Origin of the sequence: Myxococcus sp. AM010 (assembly GCF_013372585.1) — a bacterium.
Classification (GTDB): domain Bacteria; phylum Myxococcota; class Myxococcia; order Myxococcales; family Myxococcaceae; genus Myxococcus; species Myxococcus vastator.
Genome location: NZ_JABXEO010000003.1, coordinates 70,041 through 87,742, shown reverse-complemented (window position 1 = coordinate 87,742; position 17,702 = coordinate 70,041). Strand labels below are relative to the sequence as shown.

Sequence of the window (17,702 nt, the reverse complement as noted above, 5' to 3'; positions counted from 1 at the left end):
TGCGTCCTTCCCACAATGGGAATCGCAGGTGCCACCGGAGGCACCACGCCGAACGCCTGTGTCCCGGCTCCGGGAGCCCCGCCCTGCGGCGAGGCGCCGGCATCGGCCGCCGGTCCCCTGAAGGGGATTGTCCCGAACGCCTGCGTCCGCGGCTCGGAGGCGACCGGAGGCACCGCGCCGAATGCCTGCGTCGCGTTGCTTGCATGCCGCGGGCCCGGCACCTCGGCGAAGGCCTGCGTCCTGCCCACTGGGGACGCCGCCCCGAACGCTTGCGTCGCGTTGCTCGCTGCCGGAGCGGCCCCGACGGTCCGCGGGGTTCCAACGGGAGGCACCGCTCCAAACGCTTGCGTCGCGTTGTCGGCGCCCTGCCCCTTCGAGGTCACCGCACCGTACGACTGCGTCGTACCCGCTGGCGCCCCCGGCAAAGGTGTTTGCGCCGGACGCTCCGCGGCCCCCGCGCCGAACACCTGCGTCGTCGTCGTGACGGACGCACCCGCCGTGGCGCCAGGGGGCGTCCCCCCGAAGAGCTGCGTGGACTTCATGCTCGAGCGCGCGGGCGCCGCCCCGCCCGTCACCGCCGGCGTTGAAAGCGAGGGCGGCGGCGCGCCGTGTGGCGCGGCCTTGAACACGTGACCACAGCGCGTGCACTGAACGGAGGCGCCGCCCGGTGGCAGCAGGCGGGAGTCGAGGACGTACTGCATCGAGCACTGAGGGCACGAGATCTGCACCCGACGTGCTTACCACACGGGCCCGGCGTCCGGAGGCGCTCCAAGCGCCGCGGCCGCCCGGAGGGTCTGCAACTTGGCAGCACCCACGCCACGGACGGCATCCACGTCATCCCAGCTCTTGAACCCGCCCTGCGCCTCGCGAGCCTCCACGAGGCTCCGCGCCAGGGAACGCCCGACGCCTGGGAGCAGGGCGAGCTCCTCTTCGGTCGCCGAGTTCAAGTCCAACGGACGCCCCAGGGCCAGCGCCTGCGCCCCGGTCGGCACCGCGCCGTCACCGCAGACGGCCACACCATCCGGACGGATCCGCACTGACGCAGCGGCGCAGTCCAACGCGGGCGCCGCATCCGGCCAGCGCAGGCGTGCGATCACGCCCACGCCCAACACCCCCAGCGCCACGGCGGCGAGCGCGGCGGTGCGGCTCGCCACGCCCTCAGACCTTCTCGCCCATCAGGGCCGCCGTCTCGGAGACGGCGGAGACGCCCTCCGGCGGCATCGGCTGATCCAACCCGAAGGCGGTGTGCAGCGCGCGCACGGCCAGCTCCGTGTACTTGGCGTGGACCACGCACGACACCTTGATCTCCGACGTGGAGATCATCTGGATGTTGATGCCCTCGGCGGACAGCGCCTGGAACATCCGCGCCGCCACGCCCGAGTGATTGCGCATACCGACGCCCACGATGGACACCTTGGCGATGTCCCCGTCCGTCTCGATGCCGGACGCGCCAATCTCCTCGGCGACCTTCCGCACCACTTCCTGCGCGGTGACGAAGTCCGTCTTGCCCACGGTGAAGGTCACGTCCGTGCGGCCATCCTTGGACGGGTTCTGAACGATGAGGTCCACCACGATGTGCTTCTCATTGAGCGGACCGAAGATCTTCGCCGCGGCGCCCGCGACGTCCGGCACACCGCACACCATGATCTTCGCCTCGTTGCGGTCATACGCGACGCCGCGGACCAGCACATCCTCCATGGAACTGTCCTCCTCACACACGAGGGTGCCGGGGTCGTCGGTGAAGGACGACTTCACCCACAGCGGCACCTTGTACTTCATGGCGAACTCGACCGAGCGGATCTGCAACACCTTGGCGCCCACGCTGGCCAGCTCCAGCATCTCCTCGTAGGTGATGCGGTCCAGCTTGCGCGCGGACGGAACCATGTTGGGGTCGATCGTGTAGACGCCGTCCACGTCCGTGTAGATTTCACAGGCGTCCGCGTTCAGCGCGGCGGCCACCGCCACGGCGGTGGTGTCGGAGCCGCCACGGCCCAGCGTGGTGACGCTGCCGGACTCGTCCACGCCCTGGAAGCCCGCCACCACGACGATGTGCCCCCGGGCCAGCGCGGCGCGGATGGGCTGCGCGTCGATGCTCTTGATGCGCGCCTTGGAGAAGGTGCTGTCGGTGACGATGCGCACCTGGTGCCCGAGGAAGCTGGTCGCCTTCCCCTGCTGGGCGTGGATGGCCATGGCCAGCAGGCCGATGGTGACCTGCTCACCGGTGGCCACGACGACGTCCTGCTCGCGCTCGTCCGGCCGGTCGGTGATCTGCGTCACCAGCTTCAGCAGCCGGTTCGTCTCGCCGGACATGGCGGACACGACGACGACCACGTCATGCCCGGCCTCCTGGGCGGCCAGACAGCGAAGGGCCACGTTCTTGATGCGGGCCACGTCACCTACGGAGGTACCGCCATACTTCTGGACGATGAGTGCCACGGCGCCTGCAACCTCCCTCTTCAGACGGGCGGGAGCTATACGAGCCCGGCCGCTGGGTGTAAAGCGCCGGCCAGCACCCCCGCACCCGTTTACGCTAGGGTGCCCGCCCTTTCGCCGCACCCCTTGGAGCCCCGAATGTCGCGCCCCCGTATCCTCATCGACGGTGACACCCTGAAGCTCGAGGAAATCCTCCAGGTGGCTCGCAACGAGGCCACCGTGGAGCTGTCGCCCGACGCCGCCACCCGCGTGCGGGCCTCGCGTGCCCTGGTGGACCGCGTCGCCGCCGGAGACACGCCCGCCTACGGCATCAACACCGGCTTTGGCACGCTGGCCGAGGTCCGCATCGACAAGAAGGACCTGCGCGACCTCCAGCGCAACCTCATCCTGTCCCACGCCTGTGGCGTCGGCACGCCCCTCCCCCTGCCGGAAGCCCGAGCGCTGCTGCTGCTGCGTTGTAATGTGCTCGCCAAGGGCTACTCCGGCATCCGCATGGAGACGCTGGCCCTGGCGCTGGACATGCTGAACCGGGAGGTCGTGCCCGTGGTCCCCGAGCGGGGCAGCGTGGGCGCCTCCGGAGACCTGGCCCCGCTGGCGCACCTGGCGCTCGTCCTCATCGGCGAAGGCGAGGCCTTCTACCAGGGCCAGCGGATGCCCGCGAAGCAGGCGCTGGAGCGCGCGGGCCTGCAGCCGGTGGTGCTGGAGGCCAAGGAGGGCCTCGCCCTGGTGAACGGCACCCAGGCCATGTGCGCCGTGGGCACCCTGCTCCAGCTCCGCGCGGAGTCCCTGGCGGACCTCGCCGACGTCGCGGGCGCCATGACGCTGGAGGGCCTGCTGGGAAGCCACAAGCCCTTCATCCCCGAGATTCACGACGTGCGCGCGCACCCGGGCCAGAAGGACGTGGCAGCGCACCTGCGGCGCATCCTGGTGGGCAGCGAGCTGGTGGAGTCACACATCCACTGCAGCAAGGTGCAGGACCCCTACTCCCTGCGCTGCATGCCGCAGGTGCACGGCGCGGCGCGTGAGGGCATCGCGTTCTCCCGACGCATCCTGGAGGTGGAGGTCAACAGCGCCACGGACAACCCGCTCGTGTTCGCGGACACGGAGCGCATCGTGTCGGGCGGCAACTTCCACGGCCAGCCCATCTCCCTGGCCATGGACGTGGTGGCCATGGCGCTGACGCAGCTGTCGTCCATCAGCGAGCGGCGCGTGGAGCAGCTCGTGAACCCGGCGCTGTCCAACCTGCCCGCGTTCCTGGCGAAGAACTCCGGGCTGAACTCCGGCTTCATGATCGCGCAGGTGACCAGCGCGGCGCTGGTGGCCGAGTCCCGCGTGCTGAGCCACCCCGCGTCCGTGGACTCGATTCCGTCGTCCGCGGGCCGCGAGGACCACGTGTCCATGGGCATGACGGCGGCGCTCAAGGGCCGTCAGGTCAGCGACTTCGCCCGCTCGTGCCTCGCGATTGAAATCCTGGTGGCGGCGCAGGCCCTGGACTTCCGCCTGCCGCTGAAGCCCGGCAAGGGCGCCCTCGCGGCGTACGAGCTGGTCCGCTCGAAGGTCCCCCACATGGACAAGGACCGCGAGCTGCACCGGGACATCGAGGCGGTGACCCAGCTCGTCGACTCCGGCGAGCTGCTCGCGGCGGTGCGCTCCGCCACGGCCTGATGCCAGGACGAAAAACGTCGAGCGCCCACCGCTGGTGAAGGCCTGGATCCGAGCACCTCCGCTCGTTGCATCCAGGCCATTCACTTCACGTTCGGCGTAGCCGTCCGGTGGACGTCGTGCCGGAAGGCTTGATGACGGGCGGGGCCCGTGCGCGGCACCGCATGCGCCAACGCGGGGCCATTCGTCGCGGACGCTTTTCAATCAAGATATTTCTAAAGTATGCCTCCCTCCACGGGAGGCAGGGATGCAGCGACTTCGGGTCTTCGAATCGATCTCGGTCGATGGGTACTTCACTGACGCTCGCGGCGACATGAGCTGGGCGCACGCTGGCCGGGAGGATCCTGAGTTCGCCGACTGGGTTGGGAGTAACGCGCGCTCGCGCGGCGCGTTGCTGTTCGGCCGCAAGACGTACCAAATGATGGAGGCGTACTGGCCGACGCCGCTCGCAATGCAGCAGATGCCGGTCGTCGCCAAGGGCATGAACGCCGCGGCGAAGTTCGTCGTGTCGAGGACGATCCAGCCGACGTGGAGCAACACGCAGCTCCTGAAGGGCGATTTGATTGAGGCCGTGCGCGCCCTCAAAGCGAGCGGTGGGCCCGGCATCACCTTGCTCGGCAGCGGCAGCGTGGCCACGCAACTCGGCGAGGCAGGGCTCGTGGACGAGTACCAGTTCGTGATTGTCCCGGTCGCGCTGGGTGGCGGGCGCACGGTTTTCACGAAGCCATGCAAGCTGCGGCTCCTGGAGCAGCGCGCGTTCCGCTGTGGAAACCTGGTGCTCACCTATGGAGCAGCGTAGGGGTACACCACGAGCAGGATTAGCGGGCGCTGGCGACCTCCGGGGCCTTGAGCTGGCGGCGTAGCTCGTCCGTGGGAATCGACGGCGTCCCCTCTGACGTCATGAGCGTCTGTCCATCCTCGGAATAGAGCGCCGGGCGCCGGTACAACATCCGAAGCGCGTGCAGGTGCGGGTACACCTGCGACGCTTCGGGGTTGAGTTCGCGCAGCTGCTTACGAAGCAGCGGCGCGAACTTCGGGCTCATTGCCGGGAAGATGTGGTGCTCCTGGTGGTGGCTGAAGTTGAAGTGCAGCCAGTCCATCACCGGGTGCGTCGCCACGCTGGCCGTGTTCACGAAGGGGTTGTCGGACTCCTCGTGCGCGGCCAGCAGCCAGTGGTTGGTGGCGATGTAGATCATCAAGGTGACGTTGCCGATGAGGAGCGGGAGGATGAGCGCATAGAGCGCCCCCAGCGGACCCATCCACCAGCCCACCGCGACCCAGCCCAGCGTCACGAGCACCGTGAGGATGCGCTCCCGCGTCCGGTGCATGTGCACATGCTGGAACTGCGGCAGCCGGCTGTGGTGCCAGAGGAACGCCTGTCCCTGCGCGGTGAAGAAGAAGCTGAAGCTGACGAAGCTCAGCAACGAGCCCGAACCCGGGGACATCGCGTGGAACACCTTGGCGAACCACTGGGTCCGCCACTCACTCTGACGCGGCAGGATGTCCGGGTCGCGAACCAGGACGTTCGCCGCGCTGTGGTGTGCCTGGACGTGCCACGCCCGCCAGTTCCCAGGCGTCACCAGGAATGGGCTGAAGCCCACCCAGCCCAGGAGACTCTCGAGCGCCCTGCTGCGGAACACCGCGTGGTGCAGCGCCTCATGCGCCGCGAGCCCCACGGCCGTTACCAGTTGCCCGAGCACGAACGAGATGAGCAGGCACGCCCACCACGGCAGCCGCCCGCTTCCCGCGGCCCACATCAAGCCCCCCATCACCGGAACCAGCCCGAGCGCGATGACGCCTCGCAGGGGCTGCGGCTGGAAGGACTCCGGCGGCATCACCCGGCGCAGCTCGGACCGCAGCCGCCGGGGGTCATCGGCGGGAATGAAGCCCGCCTGCGGAATCGAAGAACTCATGCGTTCACCCGAAGGTAGGAGGTCTCAAGCCATGGGCCGCGCAAGGCCGCCCTCGAGCAACATCCGAAGCCGCCCCGCCTCGTCGAGCGCCGCGACGCTGCCGCACTCCAGCAGGTCGCCATCCACTCGCGGCGGAAGAGCCTTCAATGAGAGGCGAAGCGGCGCGCCACCCCGGACGTCCACCAGGCTCCGGTCGAACGTGGCCCGCTGGAACTGGATGGGCGCGAACACCGCGCTCGACTCCCCATCCACGTGCATCGCGCTCAGCCGCAAGGCGGCATCCAGGACGAGCGCGGGCACGGTGCTGCCCGCCTGACGCGGCTCGGTCGGCAGCCCCAGCCGCGCGAACCGGGCCGACGACTCGATGTGAATCTCCTCCAGGCAGTCGAACATCTTCCGCAGCTCGATGGGCGCTCCCGCGGCGCAGTGCGGGTCGTGGACCCGCAGTGCCTGTCCCGACGGCACCGCCGCATCCAGCTCCGGCGTACCCCGAGGCGGCTCCGCCGTCAGCGTGAACCGCGCCTCCGCATAGACGAGGTCCTTCTCCAGCACGACCCCCGAGGCATGGACGATGTCCCCCATCAGCCGGACCCGCACGCCAAGACGTCCGGGCACATCGATGAGGGGCGTGCATTCGGCGCGGAGGCGCTGGCGGCCCCCCGGCTTGACGCGGATGAAGCGCGAGAACCGGACGTCCTCGATGGTGACGGTGCGCAGCTCCGGCCGCCCGTTGCCCACCGCCGCTTGCAGCATCAGGTCCAACGCCCAGGCCCCAGGCAACGTGGGCGTGCCACGCACGAGGTGGTCCTCCAGGCACGGCACACTCGCCGCGTCCACGACCAGCTCGCGCTGCACGGGCCCAGCCGACGCGGAACGCGACTCCTCCGCGGGCAGGACCTCCAGTGCGTAGTAGGAACGCTCGCTCTCCGTGAGCTGGACGTTGATGGCCTGTCGAGGCCGCCCATCCACGAGCTGGAGGAAGAGCGCTTCGCCCTCCTCCGCTCGGATGCCACGCAGATGCCGGCTGGCCCCGAGCACGCGGTACTCCGAGCCCCGCGTCATGCCGATTCCGTCCCAGGCCAGCCAGCCCACGCTGCACCAACGGACCTCCTGGCTCGCGTCGCTGACCCAGGCGCAGAGCCGGTCCAGCGCCTCGTTCGCCGCGCCGTAGTCCGCCTGCCCGTCATTCCCGATGTAGCTGAACGCGGAGGTGAGGACGTGGAACGGCACCGGCCGCGCGAGCCGGCCCACGCAGGCCTCCCGCAGGTTCCGGAGCCCCAGCAGCTTGGTGCCCAGGTTCGTGCGCAGCTCCCCGAGCTGCCTCCGGTTCAGCTTCTTGGACGTCTGCGTGCCCGCCCCATGCACCACCAGGTCCAGCCGCCCATGCGTATCGACGATCTCCTGGACCACGCGATCCACGTCCGCCGCGCGCGTCACGTCCGCGGCCCGGTAGAGCACCTCGCCCGGGAGCCGGCTCAGGCCCTCCAGCGTGGCCTTCAGCTCGCGAGCGGCCAGGAAGCGCTCGAAGCGCTTGCGCAGCGCTGGCATGCGCACGCCCCGGTTGCTGGCCAGCTCCGAGGCGTAGAACTCCCGCTCCACCGCCGGCAGGTCTTCCTCACGGGCCTGGAGCACGCGCAAGGGTGCCTCATCCGGGTCACTCCGGCCTACGAGCACCACCTTGCATCCAAACCGCTTGAGCAGGGCCCCCGCGAGGACCGCCGTGACGCCCCGCCCTCCGCCCGTGAGCAGGACCACCGAGCGCGAATCAAGCGTCGCCACCGGGTCCGCCGTGATGTCCGTCACCCGCAGCACGCGGACGCAGCGCAGCGGACCATCAAAGCAGACCTCGATGGAGTGATTCCCGTCCACCTCCGAGCCCAGCTCAGCCTCGGCCAGCTCGAGCGCCTCCTGGACCGGCATGGCCGTGGTGGAGATGGCCCGAACCTTCCGGGCAGGCACTTCCCGCCCGATGGACTTGAGCATTCCCGCGAACAGTCCCGACATTGGATGCAGGCATCGCCGTGGACCCACCGCGCCAATGCACAGGCTCACCAGCTCCACTTCACCACGAGACAGGCGCTCATACGCGCGACGGGCGACCAGGAAGAGCAACTCCAGGGCCCCGTGCTTCATCGCGGTGTCCGCGACCACCGCGGCCTCGAGCGCCCCTGCCTCGCTGCGGCTGACCGCGAGGATGACCTCGGGCTCGAAGCCAGACGCGGCCAGTCCGGCCTCCGCTGAGGCGTCAGTCGTGAGGTCGACGTACCGGAGGCGTCCCGAATCCGAACCTGTTCCCGGGCAGAGAATCAGGTGCTCCGCTCCACAAAGGGCATCGGCCCGGGCCGCGAGCTCGCGCGCGAGTGTCACGTCCTCCGCGATGAACAGCACCCGACGACCTCTGAGATATGACGGCCGCGTCTTCCGAGCTGGCCGCTCCACCAGCACGGGCGACAGGTACTGAATGGGCGCGGCATGGTCGAAGCCTCCCGAGGCGCCGTCGACTGGTGACGACGCGGATTCAACGGGACGGGAGGCACCCAGTCTTATTCCTTCTGGTGGCCGGGATGGCAGCTCGCTTCGGCCGTCCGTCACGGCATCAGGATGCGTCCGAAGCGATATCGGCCGGAGCTGCACTTCCAGCCGGACACCCGTCGCGGCATCGGGGTGGAACCGCAGCGTGCCAGCACGGCCCTCCGCCGCCGCCTGGACGGCGCGCAGCAACGCCAGGCTCTCCGCCGCCGAGTGCGGTGGCAGGTCGACACCCGCACCCGCCCCCTTCGCGCCACGAGTCGAAAGCCGGAGGTGGCACATGGGCGTCAAGCCGAGCCTTCGGGCCTTCTCCGCCGTCGTCACGGCGAAGAGCGCCGCGCCTTCCTCGGGCGGCTGTGCCCCCCTGAGTTCACCCGGCCTGCCGATGTGCGTACTGCCCACGAGGACCAGCTCGAAGCCGCTCTCCAGCAGCCCTCGCGCAGCCTGGAGCGCCGCCGAAGACGACGCCGCCCCCGCATCCACCACGAAGTTGGGCCCCTTGACGTCGAGCGCCCCCGCGACACGGCCGGGCGTGACGTTCGGCATCATCCCCTGGAGCGTGTACGGCCCCGAGGGACGGAGGCTCCCCATCACCGCGGAGTGAAGACGCTCCGCCAGGGGCAGCACCGCGGCGGACGCTGGCTCGCGATGAGCCTTCTCCCGCAAGCGCCGTTGCAGCGTGAAGGACAGGACGCGCTGGACGGCCTCGACGCCACGGCGCGTCTTGCCTTCGAGCCCCAACACGATGGCCGTCCCCGCGCGGAGCGTGTCGAACGTCCCCAGCTTCTGGACGAGCGCACTCGCGACCACGAGCCCCAGGTGATGCGTCGCATCCATGTCCTCGGAGATGTCGGGCAGCAGGCGCACAGTGGGCGGCAGGCGCAGTGCCTGCAGGTCGAAGCGCGTGCCTGGCTCGACGGGAACACCTGCTTCGGGTCGCCCGCGTCCATCCGGGAACAATCCCTCCGCGGCCACGACCACGAGTTCGGCGTCCGACGGGATGCCCTCGCGCGACCTCGGCGCTGACGAAGGCCCCCCGGTACTCCTCCAGCACCAGGTGGGCATTGGTTCCGCCGAAGCCAAAACCGTTGGTGGCGGCACGACGAGGCAATTCGCCGTTCTCCGGCCAGGGCTGCTCGCGCGTGTTCACCTCGAAGCCCGGCCCCATGGCTCGCAGCGCGGCACCGGGCGCATCGAAGTTGGACTGCACCGGGAAGGTCCGATGCTCCATCGCCTTGCACAGCTTGATGACCGAAGCGGCACCCGCGGCCCAGCCCACGTGGCCAATCAACGCCTTGACGCTGGCGAGCTGAACGCCGCTGCGCTTGCCACCAAAGACGCGAGCAATCGACTTGAGCTCGGTGGCGTCCCCCGCGGGAGTGGCCGTCCCGTGCGCCTCGACATACTGCACGCTCGCCGGGTCAACCTGGGCTCCCGAATAGCACGCCTCCATCGCGGCCACCTGCCCCTCCGACCGGGGCACGTTCGCCGAGCTGCTCCGGCCATCACTGGAGAGCCCCGCGCCGCGAATGACGGCATGGACCCGGTGCCCCGCCGCGACGGCGTCCTTCAAGCGCATCAGCCCCACGACGCCCGCGCCTTCACCGAAGATGACGCCGTCCGCGCGCGCGTCAAAGGGCCGGCTCCCCGTGGCGGACAGTCCGTTGAACTGGGAGAACAGACAGCTGTTGCCAGGCCCCGGCGAGAACACGCCGCCCGCGAGAATCAGGTCCGCGTCCCCACGCTCGATCGCCTTCATGCCCAGCGCCATGGCATAGAGCGACGACGCACAAGCAGCGTCCAGCAGCGTGGTGGCGACGCCCTGCCCCACCACGTCCGTCACCACGGCCTGCAACGTGGGATGCGGCGCCAGGTCACTGGAGATGGCGTCCACCCCAAATGCCTCACGGGCCGCGCTCGCGAGCGCCGCGACGTCCTGAACCCGCTCGCCCCGGGCGCACAGCAGGGCCTCCCCAGCCTCCACGCTCAGCGCGGCGTCGTACTCGGCCGACCCCTCCGCCGTCGAACCGAGCAGGCACTGGATGCGCGCGGGCGCCTTCAATGCCATGGGCTTCAGTCCCTGCACGGCCTGCGAAAGGGCGATGGCCAGCAGCTTCTGCTCGCGGACGTACCGCTGGAAACGCGCCGAGTCGAAGCCCGGCGGCGGGACCAGGTCCTCGTCCCGCACACACCCCGACAGCAGGGTGTACGTCCGGTCTGGAGTCCCCGCGGGGCCCGCGAAGTCCGTCACCAACTCGGGCTTCAGCAGGCCCTGGTCGACGATGCCGCTGATGCCCTTCCGGATGTTCTGCCAGTACGTCTCCGGGTCCTTCGCTCCCCCGGGGAGGATGCAGCCCAGCGACACCACGGCAATGCCGCTGTCGTCGACCGCGGCGACATCCACGGACTTCGGTTCAACCGGAAGCAGCTTGCTGATGACGCTCACCTCGGCAGCCGTCTCCGCCGGGATGATTTTCTGGACGATGCGCGCCAGGACTCCCGTGGTTCCGCAGTCCACGAAGCGCGTGCACCCCGCGCGGGACAGCGTCTCCACCGTCCCCAGGAAATCGAACGAGCGCACCAGGTGCGATGCGAGCGCATCCGCCAACTCTGGCTGCCCGCCCACATAGGCGCGCCGCTCAATGGGCGAATAGACGCGGCCACGCGGCGCCTGCATGGGCACACGGCCCAGCAGCTCGCGGAAGGCCTTCGCGGCTGGCGCCAGGTCTGGATGGTGGAAGGGGTACCGGCTCGAAACGAAGGTGAAGCCCTGCCCCCGGCCTTCCAGCAGCGCGCGGAGACGCTCGAGCGGACCGCGCGCTCCCGCGACCACCGTCTGCCGCGCATGATTGCGTCCCGCGATGTGCAACCCCGACGCGCCGCACTCCGCGATGGCGCGGGCGGCCTCGGGCTCACCGAGCGCCACCGCCGCCAGCGTCCCGAAGTCGTCGGGAAGCACCTGAAGCGCCCGGATGCGCTGGCAGACCACCTGCGCGCCAGCGCTCAAGTCGAGCGCACCCGCCGCCGTCATCGCGGCAATCTCCCCGAAGCTGTGCCCCACGAACACGTCCGGCCGCGCCCCCTGACGCTGCATCCACCGAGCCCCCAGGACGCCGGACAGGTAGATGCCCAGCTGGTCGAGCTGAGGCCGCTGTTCCAGCGCACGCCGGACCTCCGAGACGTCACGCGCGACAAGCAACGGCTCCGCCTCCACCCCGGCCGCCCGACATGCGGCGGCGATCCCCTGAAGCTCGTCTCCGAAGTCAGGCTCAAGCGCCTTCAATTGGAGGTAGAGCCCGGGCTCGAACGAACCCTGCCCGGCGAACAGGAATGCCGTCGCCCCCGGCGGCAGCACCAGTGCATCGGGCCGCGCGGCGGCACGCGCCGCGGGCGCCCCCTCCAGCGAAACGATGCGGGACGTCCCCAGGGACGCCGGGTCCGCGAGCAGCGACTTCGCCAGCGCCCGGAGAGGCTCCGGAAACACGTCCTTGAGCGCCGAGCCTCCCTGCTGGACGCAGTCCCGGAAGCTCCGTGCCCCGGCGCGCTCGAAGATGCCCGACAGGGAGTCGAAGCACCGCAGGAAGGACGCGGGAAAAGAGCACAGGGCGCCCGACGTCCGGTCCGCACAGAGCACCGTCTGGAAGCCGCACGCCACCGGCGACCCATCGCTCTTGAAGGTCCGGAAGCAGAAGCGGATGGAGACCTCTCCCCGCTCCTCCAGTGTCGTCAGCACCACCAACCGGTCTCCCAGGTTGGCCGGTGCCAGGTTGCGCGAGTAGCCCTCGTAGGTGAGCAGCAGCACCTGGTCGAAGTCGCGCCGGAACTCCGGCACGTCGAACACGTCCGGGCTGAAGAGCAGGTGCTCCCGCCCAGCACACTGAAACTTGAAGTTCGTGAGGAAGTGATGGCTCCCGTAGGCCATCGTGTCATCGAAATGAATGTCGTACGGGACCGCGAAGTAACCCATGGCGATTGGCTCCGGTACGAGGGTTCAGGAGTCGAGCGCGAGGAGCGCTCGCACGTCGTGGTCATGGGGGTGAGCCAAGCGCTGCGCCACGGGACGCCGTGCGTCCGGCAGCAGGCCGTCCACCGTGCCGGAGAGCCCCGCATCCACCACCCAGATGGCGCCGTTCACCCGGCGCGTCCTGGGCCCCAGGAGGAGCTCGGTGACGTCGGCGACATCCTCGGCGGTGCAGAGCTCCCCGCCTGGCGTGGCCGCCTCCCAGCGCGTGACCCGGCTCGCCGCGTCGGGGAACATGCGCAGCAGCTCTCCATGCACCGGTCCCGCGGACACGCAGTTGGTCCGGATGCCATCCGGCGCCAGCTCCGCGGCCAGGTAGCGCGTCAACGACTCCACCCCGGCCTTCACCACGCCCTGACAGCCCAGGTCGTGCATGTACCGCTGGGACATGGAGGTGGACATCGTCACGATGCCGCCGCCTCCACGCCGAGCCATCAGGGGCCGCGCGCGCATGGCGCACTCATAGGTCCCCGTGATGCACGTACGGAACGCCTTGTCCCAGTCGCGCGGGGCAATCCGGTCAAACGGTCCGATGAGGCCGTTGGACGCGTTGCACACCAGGAAATCCAACCCACCGAACTGCGCCTCGATGCTGGCGAACATCCGGTCCAGGTGCTCCTCCTGCGCCACCGACCCCCACGCGTGGAACGCCCTCCCCCCCGCGTCAATAATCTCCTGAACCGTCCGCTCGCCCTCGTCACGGGAATGGAACGAGTTCACCACCACCGTCGCGCCCGCGCTGGCCAGGCGGGCCGCGATGACCTTGCCAATCCCTTTCCCGGAGCCGGTGACGAACGCGACCTTCCCCGCGAAGGGCAGCACGGCTGGCGGCGGCGACTGACGCGGCGCTCGGTCCTCGCGCACGGGGGGCACGGCCACCGGCGCCACGACCGCCAGCCGCGCACGCGCCATGTCGCAGATAGCGGAAATCGTCCGCAGCCGCTGGGAAGGCTGCGGAGCATCGGTCAGGCCCAGCTCCTTGATGAGCACGGCCATCACCTCGGCCTGCTTGACCGAGTCGATGCCCAGCTCGTCCTCCAGGTCCGCCTCCGGCGCCAAGAGCGCTTCCGGATAGCGCGTCACCCGAGCGAAGACGGCACGGACCCGCGCCTCCAGGTCCGCCTCTGGCGGGCCCGCTGACGCCACCAGGGACACGGGAGCCACGACAGGCGCCGGTGGGGGCGTCGCGACAGCGGCAGGCCGCGCGTCCGCGAGCAACCGCGCCACCACGTCCGCCATCGCGCCCAACGTCCGCGCCTGCGCGCCCCGTGGCAGCCGCTCCGGCGGAATGTTGAACTCGCGCCCGACCACGGCCGCGATCTCCGCCAGCTTGACGGAATCAACGCCGAGCTCATCCTCGAGCTGTGCGTCCGCCGTCAAGATATCCACGGGGTACCGCGTGACGTCCGCGGCACAACGGCGAATCCGCTCCAGAACGTGCTCGACCGCGTGGGTACCCTGATGAGCTGCGTAGGTTGTCATGGCCGTCCCCTGGTTTCCCGGTTCGCGGCAATGAATGCATCAGGGGTCTGACACGACTTGCGGAGGCGGATGTCCCCGCACATCCAGCGCACGAAGAAGCGCGCACGCGGGAAATATTTCCAGGGGACGCAAGTTCATCCTTGCGCTGGCGCGGGCGCGTTCACCGGCGCTGGCGGACTGGCCGCGGGGCGGACGATGAGCTGGTCCAGGGACGGACGTCGCTTCATCGGGAAGGCCTCCAGCTTCACCGGGCGCCCCGTCCTCGCGGACTCCAGCATCGCGGTGATGACGCGCACGTCCGCGAGCCCTTCGCGGCCGGACGGCCCGGGCTCCTGGTCCTCCAGCACGCACTTCGAGAAGTAGAGCAGCTCCGGCGCGAACTGGTCGTGCGTCGCGAAGACGCGCTCCTCTGTCTTGCCCTCCAACGTGAGGACGTGCTTGCGCTCCTTCTCGTAGCCGAACGCGGACTCGACGAGCAGATCGCCCTTCTCCCCCACCACGCGGTAGCTGGAGACCGCCGACGCGGCGTGGCCGATTCCGAACTGCGCGATGCGGCCCTGGGAGAAGCGCATCAGCGCGAAGGCCGTGGCATCCACGCCCTTGAAGCGAGGGTCCTGCTCCTCGTCAGTAGCGCCGACATCATCGAAGTGGAGCCGGTAGGCGATCATCAGCTTGACGTGACGCTCGTCCGCGATGCGAATCATCGCCTCGCAGTCCTCCACTGAGGTCGCCATGGGCTTCTCGCGGAGGACGTGCACCCCCGCGCGGGCGGCTCGCTCGGTGAAGGCGCGATGCCGGGTGTTGGGCCATTGGTCGCCTCCGCGTGTGAGAGACACGCTGGGCCCCCGGGGCACCCGCCACAACCCACGCTCCGGGCGACGCCGCGCCGCCCGTCCGGACAGCAAGTGGCCCGTCGGACCGCCTCAGTCCACTTCCGCGTCGTGGCGCTGATGCCACTCCGCGATGGACTCCTTCGGATAGCGCTGGAACTTCTTGTCCTTCTTGCCCGCCTGGACGGGCACCCAGTCCGGCTTGAACTCGAGCATGATGTGGACCTGCTCGGGCGCCTCCGGGAGCGGCGTGTCGATGGCCGACGCGAACGGGTGAATCAGCTCCGGCCACGTCGGGTCATACAGCCACAGCGCGGAGCCGCAGCGGCCACAGAAGTGGCGCTGCCCCTTGCTCTTGTGCGCCTTCGCGTCCTCCGGATTCTGGATGCGCGCCCGGTACACCTTGAGGTGCTGCCGACCACGCACCTTGAGCGAGCTCGCGTCCCCCGACAGGTTGATGGCGAAGCCCCCGCCCCCTTGCGTCTTGCGGCACACGGAGCAGTAGCACCGCATGAAGGGAGACGGGTGATGCGTCTCCACGCTGAACCGCACGCCGCGACAGTGGCAGGAGCCTTCGAGTTTCATCACTTGTCCTTGGAGAGGATGAGCACGCTATAGGGCCCCAGGTTATTCAGGGTGCCGCTGGCCGGCATGCCGTCCTTGCCGTTCCACCGGCCGCCCACGTCGAAGCTCTGGGCGTTTCCGAAGTCACCAGAGTAGCCCTGCCAGTCGCTGTTGAAGCGCACCTTCCAGGTGCCGTCGGCGGGCAGGCCCAGGTCGTAGTTGGACAGGTGCTTGCCGCCCATGTTCACCACGACGATGGTGTCGTCGCCCGCGCCGCCCTTGTCCCAGCGGTGGAAGGCGACGACCTTGTCGTTGTTGTTCACGTGGTGGACGTTGACGTTCTCACCGCGCAGGCCGGAGGTGTTGTCGTTCCAGTTGCGCCGCAGCTTGATGAGGTCCGTGTACGCCTGGTTGATGCCGGCGAAGGTCTCCTTCTTCTTCCAGTCGAGCGGATCCGCGTCCTGGAAGTGGCCGTCCTCCAGGAACTCCTGGCCCTGGAAGATCATCGGGATGCCGGGGCTCGTCATGGTGAGCGCGGCGCCGATGATGGAGCGCTTCTTGGCGTGGTAGCCCCCCGCGTCCCAGCCCCCCACTTCGCTGGGCAGGCGCTGCTTGCCGTTGGCCACCTCGTCGTGGCTCTCCGTGTAGATGACGCGCTGGAGGGCGCTGCCGTTGTACTTGAAGCGGATGGCGTCAGCGACGGCGTTCATGTCCCGGTCGCTGTCGGAGAACGCCGTCAGCGCTTCACGCATCGGGTGGACGAAGTTGGCGTCCCACTGGCTGTCGAAGTTCGCCCCGTCCGGGTGCGTGAGGGCTCCGTCGGCGCCCAGGTCCTCGGCGATGACGATCTTCTGGGGGAACTCGCGGTTGACGGCCTCGTTGATGTCGCGCAGCAGCTGCCACCCCTCGGGGTTGTCCACGCCGCTCGCCATCCGGATTTCCTTGGTGGCGTCCACGCGCAGGCCGTCCATGTGGTACTCGCGCAACCACATCATCGCGTTGTCGCGCAGGTAGTCGCGGACCTCATGGCGGCCGTAGTCGGGCCGGGTGTCCCCCCACGGCGTCTTGGCGCGCCAGTCCGTGTAGAAGTAGCTGCCGCCCTTGCCGTACGTCTCACCGTCGAAGTCCCAGTGCGGCAGGTCGCTGGGGCCCAGGTGGTTGTAGACGACGTCCATGACCACGCCGATGCCGCGCTTGTGGGCCTCGTCAATGAAGCGCTTGAGGTCGTCCGGCGTGCCGTAGGCGCTCTCCGGCGCGTTGGGATAGGCCGGGTTGTAGCCCCAGCTGAAGTCCGCCGCGAACTCGGCCGTCGGCATCATCTTGATGACGTTGATGCCCAGGTCCGTGAGGTGGTCCAGCTTGTCGATGGCGCTCTGCCAGTTGCCGGGGCCCCAACCGGGCTCGTCGTTGAAGGTGCCCACGTGCATCTCGTAGATGACCGCCTCGTTCCAGGGCGGCATCCGGAAGTCGTGGTCGTGCTTCCACTGGTACGCGTTGTGGTCGACGACGATGGAGTTGCCGGTGGAGTTGGTGACGTCATTGGCGCGCGGGTCACCCTTCCAGCGCCAGTCACCGTGCTTGCCCTGGATGACGAACTGGTACTGATCTCCCGCCTTGGCGCCGGGAACGTCGAGCGAGAAGTTGCCGCTCGGCTCACGCTGCAGCTCCACCGCCTGCCAGTTGCTGAACTCACCCGCCACCTGCATGCGCTGGGCGTTGGGCGCCCACACGCGGAACAGGGTGCCGCCGTCGTAGGGAATGGCGCCCATGCCAGGGCGGCTGGAGGGCTGCGTGGGCACCGCGGTGGCGCTCATCCGCAGGGGCTCTGGCAACAGCGCCCCAGGGGTGTGTGGCAGCGACTGCGCGCCCGTCCCGCGGCTGCCCGCCAACGTGGCGGTGTGCCGCTGGGCTTCCGCGTTGCGCGTCTGACGGGCGTCGTCGAAGAAGTCCTTCACCGGGGCGCGCGGGGGAGCGACGGGGGTGGCCGCCCCTGGACGCTCCTTCGCGCGCGGCTCAGCGGCGCGCTGGGAGTCGGAGGACCTGGCGGTGGCGGGACGGCTCGGTTGATGGATCCGGGAGGTCATGGCTCGGCCGTTGTTCGTGCGAGGAGTGGGGGCTCCCCGAGTATCGGCTGGCCTGAGGCGAGGTTGCGTCCACCCGGCGCAATTTTCCGCTGATGTCCGACATTTGACCCGATAGTTTCCAGGGATGCTTTGAATCCCCGGATCTGGCGTGGCTCGCGGAGGTGCAGGGCGCGCGGTAGAACGC

10 protein-coding genes and 1 pseudogene are annotated in these 17,702 nt (G+C 69.4%); 3 read left to right on the top strand and 8 right to left on the bottom strand.

What is annotated here, in order from left to right; all coding sequences use genetic code 11:
• Window positions 1-480: 480 nt before the first annotated feature.
• Window positions 481-633, top strand: a complete 153-nt coding sequence (locus tag HV826_RS36905; RefSeq protein ID WP_255207723.1) for a hypothetical protein — start codon at window positions 481-483, stop codon at window positions 631-633.
• Window positions 634-737: 104 nt separating this feature from the next.
• Here the strand turns inward: HV826_RS36905 and HV826_RS02820 are convergent, their stop codons facing one another.
• Together HV826_RS02820 and HV826_RS02815 are read right to left on the bottom strand one after the other, a co-directional pair.
• The gene (locus tag HV826_RS02820) at window positions 738-1,154 is read right to left on the bottom strand and encodes a helix-hairpin-helix domain-containing protein (protein WP_176415460.1); all 417 of its coding nucleotides are present in this window, start codon (window positions 1,152-1,154) and stop codon (window positions 738-740) included.
• Between the two features lie 4 nt (window positions 1,155-1,158).
• Window positions 1,159-2,436, bottom strand: coding sequence for an aspartate kinase (locus HV826_RS02815; protein ID WP_176415459.1), 1,278 nt, complete (start codon window positions 2,434-2,436; stop codon window positions 1,159-1,161).
• A gap of 135 nt (window positions 2,437-2,571) precedes the next feature.
• On the opposite strand from HV826_RS02815, the gene hutH reads away from it, so the two are divergent.
• Both hutH and HV826_RS02805 read left to right on the top strand, forming a co-directional pair.
• On the top strand, window positions 2,572-4,098 hold the full coding sequence (gene hutH, locus HV826_RS02810) for a histidine ammonia-lyase (protein ID WP_176415458.1): 1,527 nt from the start codon (window positions 2,572-2,574) through the stop codon (window positions 4,096-4,098).
• 244 nt (window positions 4,099-4,342) lie between these two features.
• Window positions 4,343-4,894, top strand: a complete 552-nt coding sequence (locus tag HV826_RS02805; protein WP_176415457.1) for a dihydrofolate reductase family protein — start codon at window positions 4,343-4,345, stop codon at window positions 4,892-4,894.
• A gap of 19 nt (window positions 4,895-4,913) precedes the next feature.
• On the opposite strand, the gene HV826_RS02800 is transcribed toward HV826_RS02805, so the two are convergent.
• The 6 genes and pseudogenes from HV826_RS02800 to HV826_RS02775 form a co-directional block, all read right to left on the bottom strand.
• Entirely contained in the window at window positions 4,914-6,008 is a 1,095-nt protein-coding gene (locus tag HV826_RS02800) for a fatty acid desaturase (RefSeq protein ID WP_176415456.1), read from the bottom strand.
• 24 nt (window positions 6,009-6,032) lie between these two features.
• Window positions 6,033-12,504, bottom strand: a pseudogene (locus tag HV826_RS38230) (SDR family NAD(P)-dependent oxidoreductase).
• A gap of 24 nt (window positions 12,505-12,528) precedes the next feature.
• Window positions 12,529-14,040, bottom strand: coding sequence for an SDR family oxidoreductase (locus HV826_RS02790; RefSeq protein WP_176415455.1), 1,512 nt, complete (start codon window positions 14,038-14,040; stop codon window positions 12,529-12,531).
• A gap of 134 nt (window positions 14,041-14,174) precedes the next feature.
• Complete coding sequence (locus HV826_RS02785; protein ID WP_368670825.1) at window positions 14,175-14,876, bottom strand: Gfo/Idh/MocA family protein; 702 nt, start codon at window positions 14,874-14,876, stop codon at window positions 14,175-14,177.
• Between the two features lie 87 nt (window positions 14,877-14,963).
• Complete coding sequence (locus HV826_RS02780) at window positions 14,964-15,455, bottom strand: GFA family protein (RefSeq protein WP_176415454.1); 492 nt, start codon at window positions 15,453-15,455, stop codon at window positions 14,964-14,966.
• Window positions 15,455-17,518: an alpha-amylase family glycosyl hydrolase gene (locus tag HV826_RS02775; protein ID WP_176415453.1), complete on the bottom strand. Its 2,064-nt coding sequence runs from the start codon at window positions 17,516-17,518 to the stop codon at window positions 15,455-15,457. The genes HV826_RS02780 and HV826_RS02775 overlap by 1 nt, the downstream gene beginning before the upstream one ends.
• Window positions 17,519-17,702 lie beyond the last annotated feature (184 nt).

What these genes read in the sequence shown, in the direction of transcription:
- HV826_RS02800 (WP_176415456.1), bottom strand. Translation starts at nt 6,008, where the DNA reads ATGAGTTCTTCGATTCCGCAGGCGGGCTTCATTCCCGCCGATGACCCC.
- HV826_RS02805 (WP_176415457.1), top strand. Translation starts at nt 4,343, where the DNA reads ATGCAGCGACTTCGGGTCTTCGAATCGATCTCGGTCGATGGGTACTTC.
- hutH (WP_176415458.1), top strand. Translation starts at nt 2,572, where the DNA reads ATGTCGCGCCCCCGTATCCTCATCGACGGTGACACCCTGAAGCTCGAG.
- HV826_RS02775 (WP_176415453.1), bottom strand. Translation starts at nt 17,518, where the DNA reads ATGACCTCCCGGATCCATCAACCGAGCCGTCCCGCCACCGCCAGGTCC.
- HV826_RS02780 (WP_176415454.1), bottom strand. Translation starts at nt 15,455, where the DNA reads ATGAAACTCGAAGGCTCCTGCCACTGTCGCGGCGTGCGGTTCAGCGTG.
- HV826_RS02790 (WP_176415455.1), bottom strand. Translation starts at nt 14,040, where the DNA reads ATGACAACCTACGCAGCTCATCAGGGTACCCACGCGGTCGAGCACGTT.